15 protein-coding genes and 1 pseudogene are annotated in these 16373 nt (G+C 66.9%); 11 read left to right on the top strand and 5 right to left on the bottom strand.

What is annotated here, in order from left to right; all coding sequences use genetic code 11:
- Nucleotides 1-166: 166 nt before the first annotated feature.
- The 3 genes from EXQ71_01675 to EXQ71_01665 are packed head-to-tail and all read right to left on the bottom strand — an operon-like array spanning nucleotide 167 to nucleotide 3124.
- Nucleotides 167-1417, bottom strand: a complete 1251-nt coding sequence (locus tag EXQ71_01675) for a CapA family protein (GenBank protein MSO86212.1) — start codon at nucleotides 1415-1417, stop codon at nucleotides 167-169.
- A 52-nt stretch (nucleotides 1418-1469) separates the two neighbouring features.
- The gene (locus tag EXQ71_01670) at nucleotides 1470-2288 is read right to left on the bottom strand and encodes an ABC transporter permease (protein MSO86211.1); all 819 of its coding nucleotides are present in this window, start codon (nucleotides 2286-2288) and stop codon (nucleotides 1470-1472) included.
- Nucleotides 2282-3124: an ABC transporter ATP-binding protein gene (locus tag EXQ71_01665; GenBank protein MSO86210.1), complete on the bottom strand. Its 843-nt coding sequence runs from the start codon at nucleotides 3122-3124 to the stop codon at nucleotides 2282-2284. The genes EXQ71_01670 and EXQ71_01665 overlap by 7 nt, the downstream gene beginning before the upstream one ends.
- Before the next feature lie 189 nt (nucleotides 3125-3313).
- On the opposite strand from EXQ71_01665, the gene EXQ71_01660 reads away from it, so the two are divergent.
- The 5 genes and pseudogenes from EXQ71_01660 to prmC all read left to right on the top strand — a co-directional run bounded on the left by EXQ71_01660 (nucleotide 3314) and on the right by prmC (nucleotide 9091).
- On the top strand, nucleotides 3314-5047 hold the full coding sequence (locus tag EXQ71_01660) for a transcription termination factor Rho (GenBank protein MSO86209.1): 1734 nt from the start codon (nucleotides 3314-3316) through the stop codon (nucleotides 5045-5047).
- An 80-nt stretch (nucleotides 5048-5127) separates the two neighbouring features.
- A pseudogene (locus EXQ71_01655) lies at nucleotides 5128-5331 on the top strand (50S ribosomal protein L31).
- Between the two features lie 631 nt (nucleotides 5332-5962).
- Nucleotides 5963-7003: a hypothetical protein gene (locus EXQ71_01650; protein ID MSO86208.1), complete on the top strand. Its 1041-nt coding sequence runs from the start codon at nucleotides 5963-5965 to the stop codon at nucleotides 7001-7003.
- A gap of 163 nt (nucleotides 7004-7166) precedes the next feature.
- Complete coding sequence (gene prfA, locus EXQ71_01645) at nucleotides 7167-8231, top strand: peptide chain release factor 1 (protein MSO86207.1); 1065 nt, start codon at nucleotides 7167-7169, stop codon at nucleotides 8229-8231.
- Nucleotides 8228-9091 (top strand): peptide chain release factor N(5)-glutamine methyltransferase, encoded by an 864-nt coding sequence (gene prmC / locus EXQ71_01640; GenBank protein MSO86206.1) that lies wholly within the window; start codon nucleotides 8228-8230, stop codon nucleotides 9089-9091. The genes prfA and prmC overlap by 4 nt, the downstream gene beginning before the upstream one ends.
- Here the strand turns inward: prmC and EXQ71_01635 are convergent.
- On the bottom strand, nucleotides 9088-10146 hold the full coding sequence (locus EXQ71_01635) for an alcohol dehydrogenase (protein MSO86205.1): 1059 nt from the start codon (nucleotides 10144-10146) through the stop codon (nucleotides 9088-9090). The genes prmC and EXQ71_01635 overlap by 4 nt on opposite strands.
- A 49-nt stretch (nucleotides 10147-10195) precedes the next feature.
- Here EXQ71_01635 and EXQ71_01630 point away from each other — a divergent pair, with 49 nt between their 5' ends.
- Nucleotides 10196-10876, top strand: a complete 681-nt coding sequence (locus EXQ71_01630; protein ID MSO86204.1) for a threonylcarbamoyl-AMP synthase — start codon at nucleotides 10196-10198, stop codon at nucleotides 10874-10876.
- Nucleotides 10877-10923: 47 nt separating this feature from the next.
- A complete protein-coding gene (locus EXQ71_01625; GenBank protein ID MSO86203.1) occupies nucleotides 10924-11364 on the top strand; it encodes a cyclic nucleotide-binding domain-containing protein in 441 nt (146 codons plus the stop codon).
- Here the strand turns inward: EXQ71_01625 and EXQ71_01620 are convergent.
- Nucleotides 11361-12857 carry a hypothetical protein gene (locus EXQ71_01620; GenBank protein MSO86202.1) on the bottom strand — a complete coding sequence of 499 codons (1497 nt, stop codon included), beginning with the start codon at nucleotides 12855-12857 and terminating at the stop codon, nucleotides 11361-11363. The genes EXQ71_01625 and EXQ71_01620 overlap by 4 nt on opposite strands.
- 170 nt (nucleotides 12858-13027) lie before the next feature.
- On the opposite strand from EXQ71_01620, the gene rpiB reads away from it, so the two are divergent.
- The 4 genes from rpiB to EXQ71_01600 all read left to right on the top strand — a co-directional run bounded on the left by rpiB (nucleotide 13028) and on the right by EXQ71_01600 (nucleotide 16373).
- Nucleotides 13028-13480 carry a ribose 5-phosphate isomerase B gene (rpiB, locus tag EXQ71_01615; GenBank protein ID MSO86201.1) on the top strand — a complete coding sequence of 151 codons (453 nt, stop codon included), beginning with the start codon at nucleotides 13028-13030 and terminating at the stop codon, nucleotides 13478-13480.
- Nucleotides 13477-14724 carry a serine hydroxymethyltransferase gene (locus tag EXQ71_01610; protein ID MSO86200.1) on the top strand — a complete coding sequence of 416 codons (1248 nt, stop codon included), beginning with the start codon at nucleotides 13477-13479 and terminating at the stop codon, nucleotides 14722-14724. Before rpiB ends, EXQ71_01610 begins: the two co-directional genes overlap by 4 nt.
- 3 nt (nucleotides 14725-14727) lie before the next feature.
- Nucleotides 14728-15843: an undecaprenyl/decaprenyl-phosphate alpha-N-acetylglucosaminyl 1-phosphate transferase gene (locus EXQ71_01605; protein MSO86199.1), complete on the top strand. Its 1116-nt coding sequence runs from the start codon at nucleotides 14728-14730 to the stop codon at nucleotides 15841-15843.
- Between the two features lie 137 nt (nucleotides 15844-15980).
- On the top strand, nucleotides 15981-16373 hold the full coding sequence (locus EXQ71_01600) for a hypothetical protein (protein ID MSO86198.1): 393 nt from the start codon (nucleotides 15981-15983) through the stop codon (nucleotides 16371-16373).

The raw sequence follows: 16373 nt of genomic DNA, 5'->3' as shown, positions 1-16373 counted from the left end.
CCTATCTTCTCGTGGATTCCGCCGTGGACGGGCCCGGCGGCACCTACAGCGAGCCCGCTACGGCCCACTGTGTGGATGTTCCCGGCCACGAGTTGATGGCTCGCCTCGTCCCCTCGGCGTAGCCCCCGGCGCCTCACGGCCGGCGAGGGCGTGGTACCGCCAGCCCTCAGCCGGGCATAGCGGGCACGGGAACCACCCCCACCTCGGCCCCACCGAGGGCCAGCACCGCGCTCATGGTGCGGGCGTAGGACGCCCGCAACTCCGCGACGAGATCCGGGGCGGTGCCATCGGCGACAGTGGCGGCGGTGGGCAGGACGCGGAAGTTGCGTCGCTCGTTCCACGTGGGCGTCACGGCCACCGATGTGACACCCGCTCCTGCGCCGCGTGCACCGAGATCACCAATGCCTACGGTGACGACCAAGCCGTCGATGGTGTCCTTTGGGCAGCATCCGGTGGAGTTGCTCGACAGCAGGTTTCCCATGCCCCACACCACCCACATCGATCCCACCTTGGAGATCGGTTGCACCACATGAGCGTGGGTACCCACCACCAGGTCCACCGCGCCGGGCACGGCGGCGAGCGCATCAGCCACCTGTTGCTGGGCGGCGGTGACGTCGTGGTTGTACTCGTTGCCCCAGTGCAGAGACACGATCACCACCTCGGCGCCGGCGGCCCGGGCGGCGGCGGCATCCCGCAAGATGAGGGCGGGATCGATCTGATCCGCCAGCCATTCCTGGCCCGCCGGTCGGGTGAACCCGTTGAACCCATAGGCATAGGACAGCTGCGCCACCGCAATGCCACCGGCGTCATAGCGCGCCGCCAGCTGGTTCTCCTCCGGCGTTCGCGCCGTGCCCACGTGCTGCAGGCCCGCGGCATCAAGGGCATCAAGGGTGGCCACTACCCCCTGGGCGCCGAAGTCGAGCGCGTGGTTGGACGACACCGAGCAGCCGTCGAACCCCGCCTCGGCGAGGTCGGTGGCGAGGGCGGCCGGTGCGCGGAACCGGGGATAGCTCGACAGCGGCTCCTCGGGTCGGGCCAGGGTCACCTCGAGATGGCAGATGGCCACATCGGCCGCGGTGAGCACCGGCGAGAGAGGTGCGAACATGGGGGAGAAGTCGTAGCCATTGGGGGTGGCGGCGGCTTTCCACACGGGTGAATGAATAAGCACGTCACCGCCGAAGGCAATGGTGGCCGTGCGCGGGGGGGCCACCGTGGTCGTGGTGGTGGCCGTGGTGGGGGGCACCGTCGAGGACGCGGCGGCGTTGGTGGGTTGCGCCCTTCCGCGGGTGGTCTGGGCCACGGCGACGCCCGCCCCGCCCGCCAGCGCGAGCATCACCACCACGATCAGCCCGATCCGGCGGCCGCCCCCGGGGGCGGGGGTGGCGGCGCGTAGATGTCGCGGCGGCGAAGATTCCATGACAGAAGGATCACGCCTCGAGCCCTCTGAGTGGTGGACAGGCGGCTCGGGATTAGGAATACCGGGTGACAAAGCCTCGGGTTCGGAAGACCTTCAGCATCCGCAGCACGTAGATCATCGACAAGCCGGCGAGGATGACACCGCTGAGCGCGGCCCAGCCGAGGGTGGCCCACGGCACCCCGCCGCCGTCGAGGAGATCGCGGGCGGCGGTGAAGGCGTAGGTGGTGGGGAGGATCTTGGCGATGGGTTGGATCGGCCCGGGGATGGACTCCACCGGGTTGAACACGCCCGACACCGCCAGGATCGCAAAGGTGGTGGCCCAGGCGAGGATTTCGGCGCTCTGGCCGTAGCGCAACAGCAGGCCGATCACGAGCATCGACGTGGACCAGCCCACCAGGAGCAGCACCCCCACGATCGGGATGAGGCCGAAGCCCACCTCCCCGAGGCCGAATCGGTAGAAGGCGAAGGCGGTGATGCTCACGGTGGTCATGGCGGCGAGCAACTTGAGCATTCCCATCAAGGCCAGTCCGATCACGTATTCGATTTCCCGCAACGGCGTGGTCATCACGTTGAGCAGGTTGCGGGTCCATGTCTCCTCCATGAAGCCCGTGGCCACCGCGACTTGGCTCTGCATCAACACCTGAAAGAGCATGATTCCGGCCAGCAGATAGGGCGTGGTGGAGCGACTAGTGGGGCTTTGCTGCGCCACGAAGGCCCCGAGCGACCCCCAGAGCAGCACGTCGAACACCGGCCAGAAGGCCAGGTCGAACCAGCGGTGGGGGCTGCGGAACAGCACGTAGCGGTGTCGCCGCACGACCGTGCGGACCCGGAGCCACGAGAAGGGCAGGCGGTCGTTGGCGGCGGTTACCACGGCGCCTCCTGATCCGTAGTTCCATCGCGGTTGTCGGTCTGGTCCTCTGCCACCACGGTGCCGGCGAGGTGGAGGAAGACGCCTTCGAGGTTCCCGTGGCCGAAGGCCGCCGCCACGGAGGCGGGTGAACCGTCGGCCACCACCTTCCCGGCCGCCAGGAACACCACGCGCTCACACAGCCGTTCCACCTCGGCCATGTTGTGGCTGGTGACCAGTAAGGCGGTGCCGTCGTGGGCGGCCACGTCGAGGAGGCCGCGGCGCACCCGGTAGGCCACGTCGGGGTCGAGGCTGGCGGTGGGTTCGTCGAGCACGAGGAGCGTGGGGGAGTGAAGGATGGCCTTCACGATGCCCACCAGGGTGCGCTGTCCGGAAGACAGTTCCATGCACATGCGTTCAGCGAGGTGGCTGATGCCGAATCGCTCCAATCCGGCGGCGGCGGCGACGTCGCCCGCCTTGCGGTTCATCCCGTAGAAGCCGGCGAAGATCGAGAGGGCTTCGCGCACCCTGAGCCGGTCGGGGAGGGGGAGATAGCCGGCCACGAAGCCCACCTCGCTCATGGCCGCCGCCCGCCCCCGGGGAAGGTGATGCGCCCCGATGGTGATGGAGCCGGCATCGGGGGTGATGGCACCGAGGAGCATGAGCAGGGTGGTGGTCTTTCCGGCGCCGTTGGGGCCGAGGAGGCCCAACCGCTCGCCGGGATTGATACACAGGTCTACGTCATCTACGGCTTTGATCTCACCGAAGGACTTGGTGAGGCCGCGGGCTTCGAGCACAGGTTGGATCAGCACGGGAGTCTGCTCTGTTCCCGACGCGGTTCCGTCGGGTTGTGGCCCGATGAGGTCATGGGGCTAGCCTGACATGGTTCCGCGGGGGCGCAACGCGAAGTCGACACCGACCGATGTTCCGGTATGGGCGGCTCGATGGCCCCACTGAAGCGAACATCGCGGCCTTGGCGCACCTTTGTCTTGGTCCACACCTTCCTGTCAATCCGGCGATTTCCCTGAACCCATGAGGTACCCACTCGCATGAGCGTGGATTCCACTGCCCTAGAACGTTCCGCCCTCGAGCGGAAAGACCGTGATGAACTCCTCACGATCGCCAAGGCTCTCGGCGGCGAGCCGAAGGCCCGCGTCAAAAAAGCCGACATCGTGGACATGATCCTCGATCTTGCTGGCGTAGGTTCAGGCCCCGACGCCGCAGTACCGGTGGTGGCCGCCCCTGAGTCCGCCGCCCCTGAGTCCGCCGCCCGGGTCCCGCGGGCCCGTTCGCCGCGGTCCACCGAGGTTCCCAGCCGAGACGGGGCCACCGGCGGCCCGGCCGTCTCGACGCAGACGGGGCCGGCGGCTCGATTCGAGTCCGCTGATCGCCCGCCGGGCTCCCCTGATCGCGGGGGTCGCAACGGCGCCCAGGGTCGCGGGGGTAGCCAGCGTCGCGATGGCAACGGCAACGGTGGTAACAGTGGCAACGGCAACAGCGGTGGGCCATCGAGTGAGGCCGGTGATAACCAGAACGAGGACGACGAGAGCAGCAATCGCCGTCGTCGCCGCCGGGGCCGCAATCGGGGGCAGGGCGATGGCCAGTCCTCCGGGTCGGGCCAAGGCTCAGGAGTGGTTGAGGAGTACACCGGCGAGCCCATCGATGTGGAGGGCTATCTCGACCTGCGCGACGAGGGCTATGGCTTTCTTCGTATCAGCGGCTACCTGCCCTCCAAAGACGACGTGTACGTCTCGGTAAAGCAGGCCCGTCAGCTGGGGCTCCGCCGTGGTGATCAGTTGAAAGGCGCCAGTCGCCCCGCCCTCCGCAACGAGAAGAACCCCGCGCTCTTGCGGATCGATCTCGTGAATGGCGACGACCCCGAGAAGGCCCGGGATCGTCGTTCGTTCGACGATCTCACCCCTTTGTTCCCCGACAGCAAACTCACCCTGGAACTGCCCCGGGCCGCCGAGGACATGACGGCTCGGATTGTCGACCTCATCGCTCCCATTGGGAAGGGCCAGCGCGGTCTCATCGTGTCGCCGCCGAAGGCGGGCAAGACCACCGTGGTGAAGCAGATCGTGCGTTCGATCGAGATGAATCACCCGGAGGTGCATCTGCTCGTGCTGCTCGTCGACGAGCGCCCGGAGGAGGTCACCGATATGAAACGGTGGCTCAAGAACGACACGTCCACAGTGGTTGCTTCCACCTTCGACCGTCCGGCGGAGGAACACACCCAGGTGGCCGAACTCGTCATCGAGCGGGCCAAGCGCCTGGTGGAGGACGGCCGCGATGTTGTGGTGATCCTTGATGGCATCACTCGCCTGTCCAGGGCCTACAACCTGGCCGCCCCCCCGAGCGGGCGGGTGATGTCGGGTGGTATCGACACGGCGGCGCTGTACCCCCCCAAGAAGTTCTTCGGCGCGGCCCGAAATGTGGAGGAAGGCGGCAGCCTCACCATCCTGGCTACGGCCCTGGTGGAGACCGGTAGCCGGATGGACGAGGTGATCTTCGAGGAGTTCAAGGGCACCGGGAACATGGAGTTGCGTCTGGACCGGCGGTTGGCCGAACAGCGGATCTACCCCGCCGTAGACATCGAGGCCTCCTCTACCCGCCATGAGGAACTGCTGTTCCTGGGCACCCAACTGCAGCAGGTCTGGAAACTGCGCCGAGTGCTGTCGACCATGAGCGGTGAGGCCGGCGTGGAGTTGTTGACAGAACGAATGAAGACCTTCAAAACGAACAAGGAGTTCCTCGCCGAGGTGGCCAAGGCCGGCGCTAGCTGAGCCCAGCCCCTCAGGTAGCGGTGGCCGATGGGCACCGGTAGGATCCCCAAGCCCTCGCCAGAGACATTCGGAGAAACCCCATGCGTGCTGAAATCCACCCCGACTACGTGATCGCTACGGTCAAGTGTTCCTGTGGGAACACCTTCGAGACTCGTTCCACCCGGGCGAGCCTTAGTTCTGAGCTCTGCAGCGAATGTCACCCGTTCTACACCGGCAAGCAAAAACTGGTGGATACCGGTGGCCGCATCGACCGCTTTGAGCGCCGCTACGGCAAGCGCCGCAAGCCGGAAGGCACCGAAGCATCGGTGGTGGAGGCCCCCGTCGCAATGGTGGTGAGCGATGTCGAGGTCGATGCCGCGGTGGTGGATGCGGCAGTACTGGATGCCGTGGTGGTTGATTCGGTGGTCGTCGATGCCGTGGTGGTTGATTCGGAGGTGGTCGATGCCATGGTGGTGGAGGCCGTGGTCGAGGGCGTGGTCGAATCCGTGGTGGTGGAGACCGTGGTGGAGACCGTCGTGGAGACCGTGGTGGAGACCGTCGTGGTAGAGGCTGTTGTGGAAGGCCTCGTTGCGGAGACCGACGTAGAAGCCCTCGTGGTGACGGACGGCCACGACGTGATCGTGGATGTCGTGGCCGCCGAGACCGTGGTGGATGTCGTGGTGGATGTCGTGGCAGTGGAGACCGTGGTGGAGACCGTGGTGGAGACGGTGGTGGAGACGGTGGTGGACGGCGTGGTCGTGGACGCCGTGGTCGTCGGCCACGAGGTGGTTGATGCCGTGGTGGTTGATGCCGTGGTGGTTGATGCCGAGGTCGTAGACGCGGTGGTGGTTGATGCCGAGGTAGTTGAGGCGGTGTTGGAGGTTTCGGCCGAAGACGAAGCCACCGTCTCCTCCGACGAAGCCTGATCTACCCTCGATGAGCGTTCCGGCGCCGGAACTGCTCGCCGCGCAAGCGCGGGCGTTAGTGCGTGCCCAATGGGGTGATGCCACCCCGATAGCGGCCGAGTTTGCCGGCGGGGCGGCACTAGTAGAGGGCGCCAGTGGGTGGGTGCTCCTTGCGGTGAATCCGCTGGCGGCCTTGGGTCCCGCCCTGGTGTGGGCTGAACGCCGGTCGCTCACCACGCTGCACCTCCTGGTGGAAACGGCGGCCGGGATCGTGGCCCGACGGGCGCAGTTGTTCGCGGCGGCCCCAACCGTGTGGCAGATCGAGGGTGCCGCACTCGCCCCCGCGATAGCGGCGTCCCCCCGGGCCATCCTGGCACCACAGCCCGCCCCGGCCCTGACCCAACTCTTGCTGGACGCCGATGTGGAGATGGTGGTGGAGGAAGGCATTGTGCGCGCCGAGGTTTTGGGCCTGGAGGTGGCGCGCATCTCCCACGGCACCACCACCTCGGGCACACCGATCGACGAACCCATCCTCGAGGTGGGAGTGGGCCGTGCGGATCGCGAACTCACCGGGATGCTGCACGGCAACCTCCCGCCCGACACCCAACTGGCCCGGGTGATCGAGATCGTGCGAGGGGCGCGTCGAGTGGGCGCCGAGCGCCACCCACTGAACCAACTCGCCCCCGAGCGGTGGCTGCGCGCCGCGCTGCTGGCTGATCCCGGTCGCGTGGGCCTGAGGGAGTTACATGCCGCACCGCCCGCCGAACCCCGGCCCAACCTGCGGGATCCGGCCATCGCCGTGGCTGTGGGTATCGACAACGACGGCCAGACGGTGGTGGTGGCCTGCTCGGTAGGGATTCATCTGGACCTAGTGCCCGCGGCGGCCGATGCCCGTCTGACGCTGTCGCCCGACGCCCGTCTGCTCCTCGTGGTCCCCGAACGAGACGCCCACCCTGTGACCCGTGCGCTAGCCGATCGGCTCGCCCATCCCGCCGAGGTGATCGCGCTCCCCGGCGACGGCGCGCCTGACTTCGACGGCGCCCAGAGCGCGAATCGGCCCTCCGGCGGGTGAAGTGAGGCCGTTACACGCTTCGCCAAGATCGTTGGAGCGACGGCACCGGGCCCGGCCGCGCCCCGCCGGGGGCCAAACAAGGAACCCCCCGTTCCCGCCCTGCCGTGGATAGCAATGACCCGGGAACGCGTGCCGGGACCCCGACAGCCGTACCCTGCCAGTGATGATGGAACGGTTAGCCGACCTGGAGCGTGAGTTCATCGGGGTGGAGGCGCGCCTGGCTGACCCCGAGTTGCTGGCCGACCAGAGCCGCTACCAGGACGTGGCCCGGCGCTATCGCGAGTTGGGTCCGATTGTGGAGACGGCGCAGCAACTCCGGCAACGCCGCGAAGATCTCGAGACGGCCAAGGAGATGCTCACCGGTCTCGACGGCGAGGACCGCGAGGTGATGCGGGTGGAAGTCACCGAGGCTGAGGCCGACATCAAGCGCCTGGAGGCCGAGCTACGAACGCTCCTGCTGCCCAAGGACCCTAACGAAGGTAAGAACGTGATCGTGGAGATCCGGGGCGCGGAGGGAGGCGAAGAGGCCAACCTGTTCGCCCGGGACCTGTTCGAGATGTACCAGGCCTACAGCGCCCGTATGGGGTGGCGGCTCGAAGTGCTCGGTTCGGACCAATCCGACATGGGCGGGTTCAACGACATCACGTTCCTGCTGAAGGGGAACGGCGTATGGCCGCGCCTCCATCAAGAGGGTGGTCCCCACCGGGTGCAGCGGGTGCCGGTGACGGAAAGTCAGGGCCGAATCCACACGTCGTCGGCCACTGTCACCGTGTTGCCCGAGGCCGAGGAGGTTGATGTGGCCATCGATACCAACGATCTGCAGATCGACGTCTATCGCTCGTCGGGTCCGGGTGGACAGAGTGTGAACACCACCGACTCCGCCGTGCGCATCACCCACAAGCCCACTGGGCTGGTGGTGGCGATGCAAGACGAGAAGAGTCAGATTCAGAATCGGGCCAAGGCCCTGCAAGTGCTGCGGGCCCGCCTGCTCAAACTGGAGCAGGACAAACAGGCCGCCGCCCTCTCGGGCGCCCGCAAGATTCAGGTAGGCGGGGGTGGAAGGTCGGAGAAGATCCGCACCTATAACTACAAAGAGAACCGCGTCACCGACCATCGCATCGGACTCACCTTGCACAAACTCGACAAGGTGCTCGCCGGTGAACTCGACGACGTGATCGATGCCCTGATGGCGGCCGAGCAGACGCGGCGGCTCAGCGAGGGAACATGAGCCCGGTGGGCTGGCGAGAGTGGCGCGCCCAAGGGTGCCAGCGTCTGCGGGATGCCCTGGTAGATGATCCCGACCAGGAGATCCGCTGGATCATCGAGCAAGCCACCGGGCGCACCGCCGCCGCCCAAGCCGGTGCGCTCGACGAGCCCGTCACCGACCGCGAGGCTCGGCACTTCACGGACATGGTGAACCGCCGGGTAGCGGGGGAGCCGCTGCAATACGTGCTCGGCCGTTGGGGGTTCCGCACTCTCGACTTGTTGGTAGATCCTCGCGTGCTGATCCCGCGCCCCGAGACCGAGGGGGTGGTGGCTCTGGCGCTCGATGCCGTCGCGGCGGTGAACGGGCCGGCGATCGCCGTGGACCTCGGTACCGGTTCGGGGGCTATCGCCCTGTCGCTGGCTGCGGAGTGCTGGCCCCACATCGAACTGTGGGCCACTGATGTTTCCACCGACGCGCTGGCGGTGGCTCGCGCCAACCTCGCTGCGCTAGGCCGCCGGGCCGCCGGCGTGCGGCTGGAGGCCGGCTCCTGGTACGCCGCCCTGCCGTCAGAGATCCGGGGGCGAGTAGACGTGATCGTGTCCAACCCGCCCTACGTGGCGGCATCGGAACTGCTCCCGGCGGAGGTGGCGGACTGGGAGCCACGGGACGCACTGGTATCCGGGCCCGGGGGTCTCGAACACATCGAAGTGATCGTGAACGGTGCCGGGGAATGGCTCACCGAGGCGGGCGTCCTGGTGGTGGAGATTGGAGAGACCCAAGGACCCGCCGTCGTGCAGTTGGCGACGAAGAACGGGTTTGGACACGCCACGGTGCATCCCGATCTCGCCGGTCGTCCCCGCGCCCTGGTGGCGTACCGCTAACCCCGGTTGGGGAGTGAGGGTTCGACGAGGATTTTGCCATGCCCATCGGGGTGGGCCAGGTCCACGAACGCCTGCGCTACCCCGTCGAGGCCAACGGTTCCGGTGATCATCCCCGACACGTTGTAGGTGCCCTCGGCAATCGCGGTGAGGCAGGCCCCAAACTCGCTGGGGTCGTAGCCGAGGACGAAGCGGATGGTCACCTCTTTGGCGATGGCTCGCATCGGATGAATCGTGTCGGTCTCCATACACACCCCGGCCACCATGATCTGGGCGCCGCGTGGGGCATCGTGGATGGCTTGATCGATCATGCCGGGCACCCCCACCGCTTCGTACAGGTGCAGCGGTTCCTTGGCTCCCAGTCGCCGCCAGGCTTCGATGGCGGGCTCGTGGCGCGGGTCCACCGCTACGTGTGCCCCCATGGCGAGCGCCAGGTCTCGGCGGGTGGGGCTGAAGTCGGCCGCCACGATGGGCTCAACTTGCCGCGCCACGAGGGCAGCAATGATGGCCAGTCCCACGGGGCCACAGCCGAGTACCACCGCCGCCTGGCCGGGAGTAATGGTGGAGCGATTGACGGCGTGGAGGCCCACCGCCATCGGCTCGGTCAGGGCGGCATGGCGAGGGTCGAGGCCGTTGGGTACTTTCAGGCACGCCAGGTCGGACAAGACCATCCGCTCGCCGTAGCCACCGGGCATCTCGTTCGAATAACCCAGGGCATGCAGACCGGTGGGACCAAAGGCCATCGGGAGCGACACCACCATGTCGCCCACTGAGACGTTGCCCCCGCCCTCGCCCACGGCCAGCACTTCGGCACTGAACTCGTGCCCCATGACGACGTCTCGGGTGGGGTCCATGATCTGCGGGCGCATGCCTTCGGGCAGCGCCTCGGTGGCCTCCTGCGACATCTTCACCATCTCGTCGGCATGGGCGAGGGCGTGGAGGTCAGAGCCGCAGATTCCACAGGCGATGGTCTGGACCAGTACCTGTCCGGGGGCAGGGCGCGGCTCGTCCACCTCGTCCACCACCAGGGTTCCTCGGCGCATGACCACAGCCCGCATGACCGTCGACCCTATTCGCCCGTTCCCGTGCAGCGCGTAGGGTGCACGGTTGTGCTCTGGCTCCATCCCCTGTTGTGCCCCTCCGCTTCCCAAAAGCGGCCCGACGGCTGGAGTTGAGGTGGCGGCTTTGGATGACGCAGTGGCGGCGTTGGAAGCCGGCGGCGTGGTGGTGCTTCCGACCGACACGGTCTACGGCGTAGCAGCTCGGGCGGGTGACGCGACCGCCACCGCCAAGTTGTTTGCCCTGAAGGGGCGCTTGGAGGGCGTGCCGGTGGCGGTGTTGTGCGCCGATGCCGCCCAGGCCCTCACCTGGGCCGATCAGGGAGGTACCGCGGCGGTGCGCGCGGTGGCAGCACAGTGGTGGCCGGGTGCGCTCACCCTGGTAGTGCCGCGGCGAGCGGGGCTGGATCTGGCCCTGGGCACACCCACCCATACCATTGGGCTGCGCGTGCCCGATCACGCTTTCGTTCAGGGCCTGGCGGCCCGGGTTGGGCCGCTCGCTACTACCAGTGCCAATCGTCACGGCCTGCCCACCCCGGCCACCGCCCGGGAGGCCGGGGAGGCCCTGGGACCGGGCGTGGCGTTGGTGGTGGACGGCCCGCTCCTCAACGCGCCACCCTCCACCGTGGTGGATACCACGACCTGGCCCTGGACGGTGCTGCGGGCCGGGGCGGTAGAGGCGGAGCACGTGCTGCAACTGGCGGCGGCGACTAGCGGTTCGGGCCAGTAGATTGCTTACCCCGGGCCCGATGGCCGCCGCACCATGAACACGGAGGGATGCCGATGTCATCCGACAAGGTTGACGCAGCGACAATCGAGGACCTACGTCACCTCGCGATATTCGCCCAGATGACCGAGCCCGACCTCGTTCGTTTCCTGGCCCTAGGCCAAGCCGTGGATGCCGAGGCCGGGGCGGTGCTGATGGATCAGGGAGACGTGGGGCTGGAATGCTTCTTCGTGATCTCCGGTGAGGCGGGTATTTTCAGTGGTCCCGATCACCTCGCCACCATTGGGTCGGGTTCTATCGTGGGGGAGATGGCCCTGATCGGCCACCGGCCCCGCAATGCCTCGGTGGTGGCGCAGGGTCCGATGCGTTTGTTGTCCTTCGACATTGAGCACTTCCGGGAGTTGCTCGATGAGATGCCCGACGCCCGTGATCACGTGATGGCCGTGCTACAGGCTCGCGCCGCCCAGAACAAAAGCGCCGACGAGTCCTAGAGGTCCACGGCCCCATCGGGGTGCACGTGCACCTGCTGGCCACCCATCTCGGTGGTCAGCATCGTGCGGAGGTGATCGGCGTTGGTGGTGGTGCCCCACGCGCGGCGGCCGTCGTCGAGCAAACCCACGATGATGCCTGAGGCTGGCTCACCCTCCCTATCGTGCATCACCGTCCAGGCTTCGACGGTGATGCACGCATCGGGGTCGTCGCAGAGCACGCGGGAGGGGAGGGCATCCACCGCGGCCTGCGGTTCGGCGTGGCGAAACGCACTGGCGGGCGGTTCGGTGCTGTACACCCCGAAGGCGTGTTTGGTGATGAACCCGCCGTTGGCCGACACGAGGCCGACCCCGCCCGCATCGTGGCGCAGCACGGTGGCCATCGTGGCGATGGAGTGCATCACGTAGTTGTTCCACGGTCCGCCGGCGAAGGACAGCCCGCCGGTAACGGTAAGGGGCCGGTCTGTGCCGATGCCGATCTCTGCGGCCGCGATCTCCACCGCCGAGGGGAAACAGGAATAGAGATCGATGTGGGCCAGGTCGTCGACGCCCACCCCGGCGAGGTCGAGCGCACCCCGTCCGCCGATGCGCATGGCGGGGGAGGCACCGAGTCGCTCCCGGTGGGACACGAAGTAATGGTCGTGGGTGTCGGTGCCACTGAGGGGAAACACCCACCGATCGCGCGCCACGCCGAGCGACTCGGCCCGTTCGGCAGAGCAAAGGATCAGCCCGGCACCCTGCTCCACCGACGAGTTCGAGTTCATCAATTTGGTGTAGGGGAAGCCGATCATCCGGTTGTCGGGCCCGACGGTGCGGATCTCTTCGGCGGAATACTGCCGCTGCACCCAAGCGTGGGGATTGGTGGCGGCCACCGCACTGAATCCGGCCCACAGTTCGGAGATAGCCACCGTATGGGCGGCGATGCTTCGGCCCCGCTCCAACCGGAAGGCCTGCTCGAACAGGGGGTACAACTGCACCGGCATCACCACGCCCCGGGCCTGCTCACCCGGCGCCCACATCTCCACTTCTGCGATGGATTGGCGCGCCAGGGGCACCTCTTCACCTTGCGTAGTCCAGTGGAGTTCCGTTTGGGATCGTCGCGCCGCCATGCGCGTGCGCCACGCTTCGGCCCCGGCGAGGAGCACGAGATCGGCCCGGCCAGCCTGGATGTCGAGGCAGGTTTGGTTTACGAGCGACTGCGGCCCGTTGCCGCCATTGCCCGTCACGGAGGTGTCCTTCGGGGTGGCGCCGAGTCGCTCGGCCACGAGGCGGCCGGCATCGCGGTAGCGCCACGACAGCAGCCCGACCACGTGCAGCGCATCGGCTCCGGTGAGAGCAGCCGATCCGGCGCCGGAGTCTTCGCCCGCCCGCTGGAGGGCGTGCACCATCATTTCGGCGGGCTCGAGGGGTGCCTCGCCCCTGTCGACACGATGGCTCAGTTGGCCCACCCCAATCAGGACGGGGGTACGGGGATCGACCACGGGTGTTCCTCCCAAGAACTTGACCCAACGGTCAACTCTATTGGCGCGGGTCTACGCACCTACAATCAGACCATCGACGCGCGCCTGCTCTGCCCCAACCATCGAATCCCCTTGCCGCCGAGGCGTATGCCCGGCCCGCGCGGGGTGACGATGACACCGCCACCGTTGGCCACCAGGGGAGCGGCATGAACGTTGTCATTGGTGCCGACCATGCCGGGGTGGAACTCAAGGCCCATCTTGTGGCCGATCTCCGCCGCCTCGGACACGAGGTGATCGACCTGGGCACGCACGGCACCGAAGCGGTGGATTATCCCCCTGTCTGCGCGGCGGTGGGCCGAGCGGTGGTGGCTGGCGAAGCGGAGCGCGGCATTGTTCTCGGTGGGTCCGGTCAGGGCGAGCAGATCGCCGCCAACAAGGTCCGGGGCGCGCGCGCCGCCCTCTGCAACGATCTGTACACCGCCCGATTGAGCCGTGAGCACAACGATGCCAATGTGCTGGCCATGGGGGCACGCATCGTGGCCTTTGGTCTGGCCACCGAGATCCTCGAACTCTGGTTGCTAACGCCTTTTTCCGGGGGCCGCCACGAGGCTCGCCTAGCCCTGATCGCCGATATTGAAACTGAGGAGAACAGCCCATGAGTTGGCCGAGCAACCCCGGCGACGAGATTCTTACGCTGATCGATCGTGAGGTGGAGCGTCAGAACACCACCATTCAGTTGATCGCCAGCGAAAACTTCACCTCACCCGCGGTGATCAAGGCCACCGGTTCGGTGCTCACGAACAAATACAGCGAGGGCTACCCCGCCAAGCGCTACTACGGCGGCAACGAGGTGATCGACGAGGTCGAGAACGTTGCTCGCGACCGGGCGAAGGCCCTCTTCAACGCGCCCCATGCCAACGTGCAGCCCCATTCGGGGGCCAACGCCAACATGGCGGTGTATCTCGCCTTGTTGATCCCGGGCGATACGGTGCTGGGCCTCGGCCTCGACCAGGGTGGTCACCTCACCCACGGTTCCCCGGTGAACGCCAGCGGCAAGTTGTACAACTTCGTCTCCTACGGCGTTACCCCCGGTGACGAGCGGATCGACATGGATCAGGTGCGCGACATCGCCCTGACCGAGCGTCCCAAGCTGATCGTGGCGGGCGCCACCGCCTACGCCCGCATCATCGATCCGCAGCCCTTTCGAGAGATCGCCGACGAGGTGGGTGCGATCTTCCTCTTCGACGCCGCCCACATCGCGGGGCTCATCGCGGGCGGACAGCACCCGAACCCGATGGATCACGGCGCCGACATCATGACCTTCACCACCCACAAGACCCTTCGAGGGCCGCGCGGGGGAGCGATCCTGTGCACGGAGGCATTGGCCGACACCATCGACAAGTCAGTGTTCCCCGGCCTCCAGGGGGGTCCGCTCGACCACGTCATTGCCGCCAAGGCGCTGGCCTTCGCCGAGGCCGCCACCCCTGAGTTCCGGCAGTACAGCGCCCAGGTTGTGCGCAACGCCAGCGCGCTGGCGGAGGCGCTGGTGGGGCACGGCCTGCGGTTGGTGTCGGGGGGAACAGACAACCACCTCGTACTCGTAGACCTCCGCAGTTTCGACCCCGACCTGTCGGGCAAAAAGGCGCGACTCGCCCTCGATCGAGCCGGTATCAGCCTCAACGAGAACACGGTTCCTGAGGATCCGCGTCCGCCTTACATCACCTCGGGGCTGCGCATCGGCACGCCGGCGGTGACTACCCAGGGGATGGCCGAGCCCGAAATGGTGACGGTGGCGGGCCTCATTCACCGCACGCTGGTGGGCCGGGAAGACGAAGCCGAACTGGCGGCGATAAAGGATGAGGTGCAGGCCCTGTGCTCCAAGTTCATGCCGTACCCAGCCTGATGCATGGGTGAATATCTGACGGGTTTTCTCCCCGTCATCGCCGCGGCGGGCCTGACCACCCTGGCGGTTACGCCGTTCTTCCGCTGGTTGTCCTTCCGGACCAGCGCAGTGGTGATGCCCGACGCCCGGCGCATACACACCCAGCCGATGGCCATTCTCGGTGGCGCTGGCATTCTCCTGGGTTTTCTGGTGGGCATGGCGGTGGCCTGGCAGGGGACCAGGTTCGACGCCGTCTTTGCGGCCTCCACCGTGCCGCTCGGCGTGGTGATCGCCGCAATACTCATCTTTGTGGTGGGGCAGGTTGACGACCTGCGTGACGTATCCCCGCCGGCCAAACTCGCCGGGACCGTGCTGGCCGCCAGTGTGCTGTCGGTGGCGGGTGTGACGATCCTGTTCTTCCGCATCCCCTTTGTGGGCCTGATCTCCCTCTCCCCGGATATGTCGGCGCTGTTGACGGTGGTGTGGGTCATCGGGATGACCACCGCTATCAACTACATCGATGGGCTGGACGGACTGGCGGCGGGGATCATGGCCATCGGCTCGGCCGCTCTGCTCTTGTACTGCGAGCGTCTCAACGGTGTGGGGGCCATCAGCCCCGACAACGTGGGGCCGGTCATCGTGGCGGCGATGTTGGGCGCCTGCCTGGGCTTCCTGCCCCACAACTTCCATCCCGCTCGCATCATGATGGGCGATGCGGGGGCGCTGTTGCTCGGGCTGCTCATGGCCGCCGCCACTATCAGCGTGGGGGGCAATACCGATGCGCAGTTCTCGGGCCAGACGTTCTTCTTCTTTGCCCCGCTGTTCATTCCGCTCGTGATCCTCGGGGTGCCCATCAGCGATGCCGTCTTCTCGATTATCCGCCGCGCCCGTCGGGGTTCGGGGATAACGGTGGCGGATAAAGACCATATGCACCACCGCTTGATGCGCTTGGGTCATGGGCAACGTCGCAGCGTGCTGATTCTGTGGACCTGGACCCTCATACTGTCCTCGATCGCCTTGTACCCCACCTATACCAGTGGTCGCGGTGATCTCTATGTACCGATTGCCATCTCGGCCGCCGCTCTCATCCTCTACACGTTGTTCTCTCCAGGATTCCGCAGTCGCCGGGCGTCCGACTAGTCCGCCGGGGGGATGTGGTGTCATTTGCAGATAATGTTAGCCATGCCTAATATGAGCCGCTCAGCGCGATACCCCCCTTCATGTCTGCCTTCCCCCAACTCCGCTCCCTACGCTCTGTCGCTCTAGCGGCGGCCCTCGTGAGCATCGCGGGAGTGAGCGCGGGATGCTCACAAGGGAGTACCGACGCCGTCGAGAGCACTGTGGCTACCCCGGCGCCCGAATCGGTGACCGTTCCGATGGTGGATGCCCTCGCCGGGCTAGCCGCCGTCGACGACGGGGGTACCGCCGCCGTCGTGGCGGCCACCGCCGGCGAATACGACGCGGCCCTCGTCGCCTACGAACAGATGCATAGCGAATGGGAAAAGGTGGAGGGCACCGTGAAGGACACCGATCCTGATGCCTACGAGGCCATCGAAACGGCGCAGGGGTTGATGCGAGACGGTATCGAAAGCGACAACGCCGATCGGGTAGGTCAGGGCGCGGTTGATCAGAGCGACGCCATTACCTCCTTCACCGACGGGAACCGCTGA

This window comes from Acidimicrobiia bacterium, assembly GCA_009694375.1.
Classification (GTDB): Bacteria; Actinomycetota; Acidimicrobiia; order Acidimicrobiales; family VFJN01; genus VFJN01.
The sequence above is the reverse complement of the archived record's forward strand: the minus strand, read 5'-3'. Positions and strand labels throughout refer to the sequence as shown.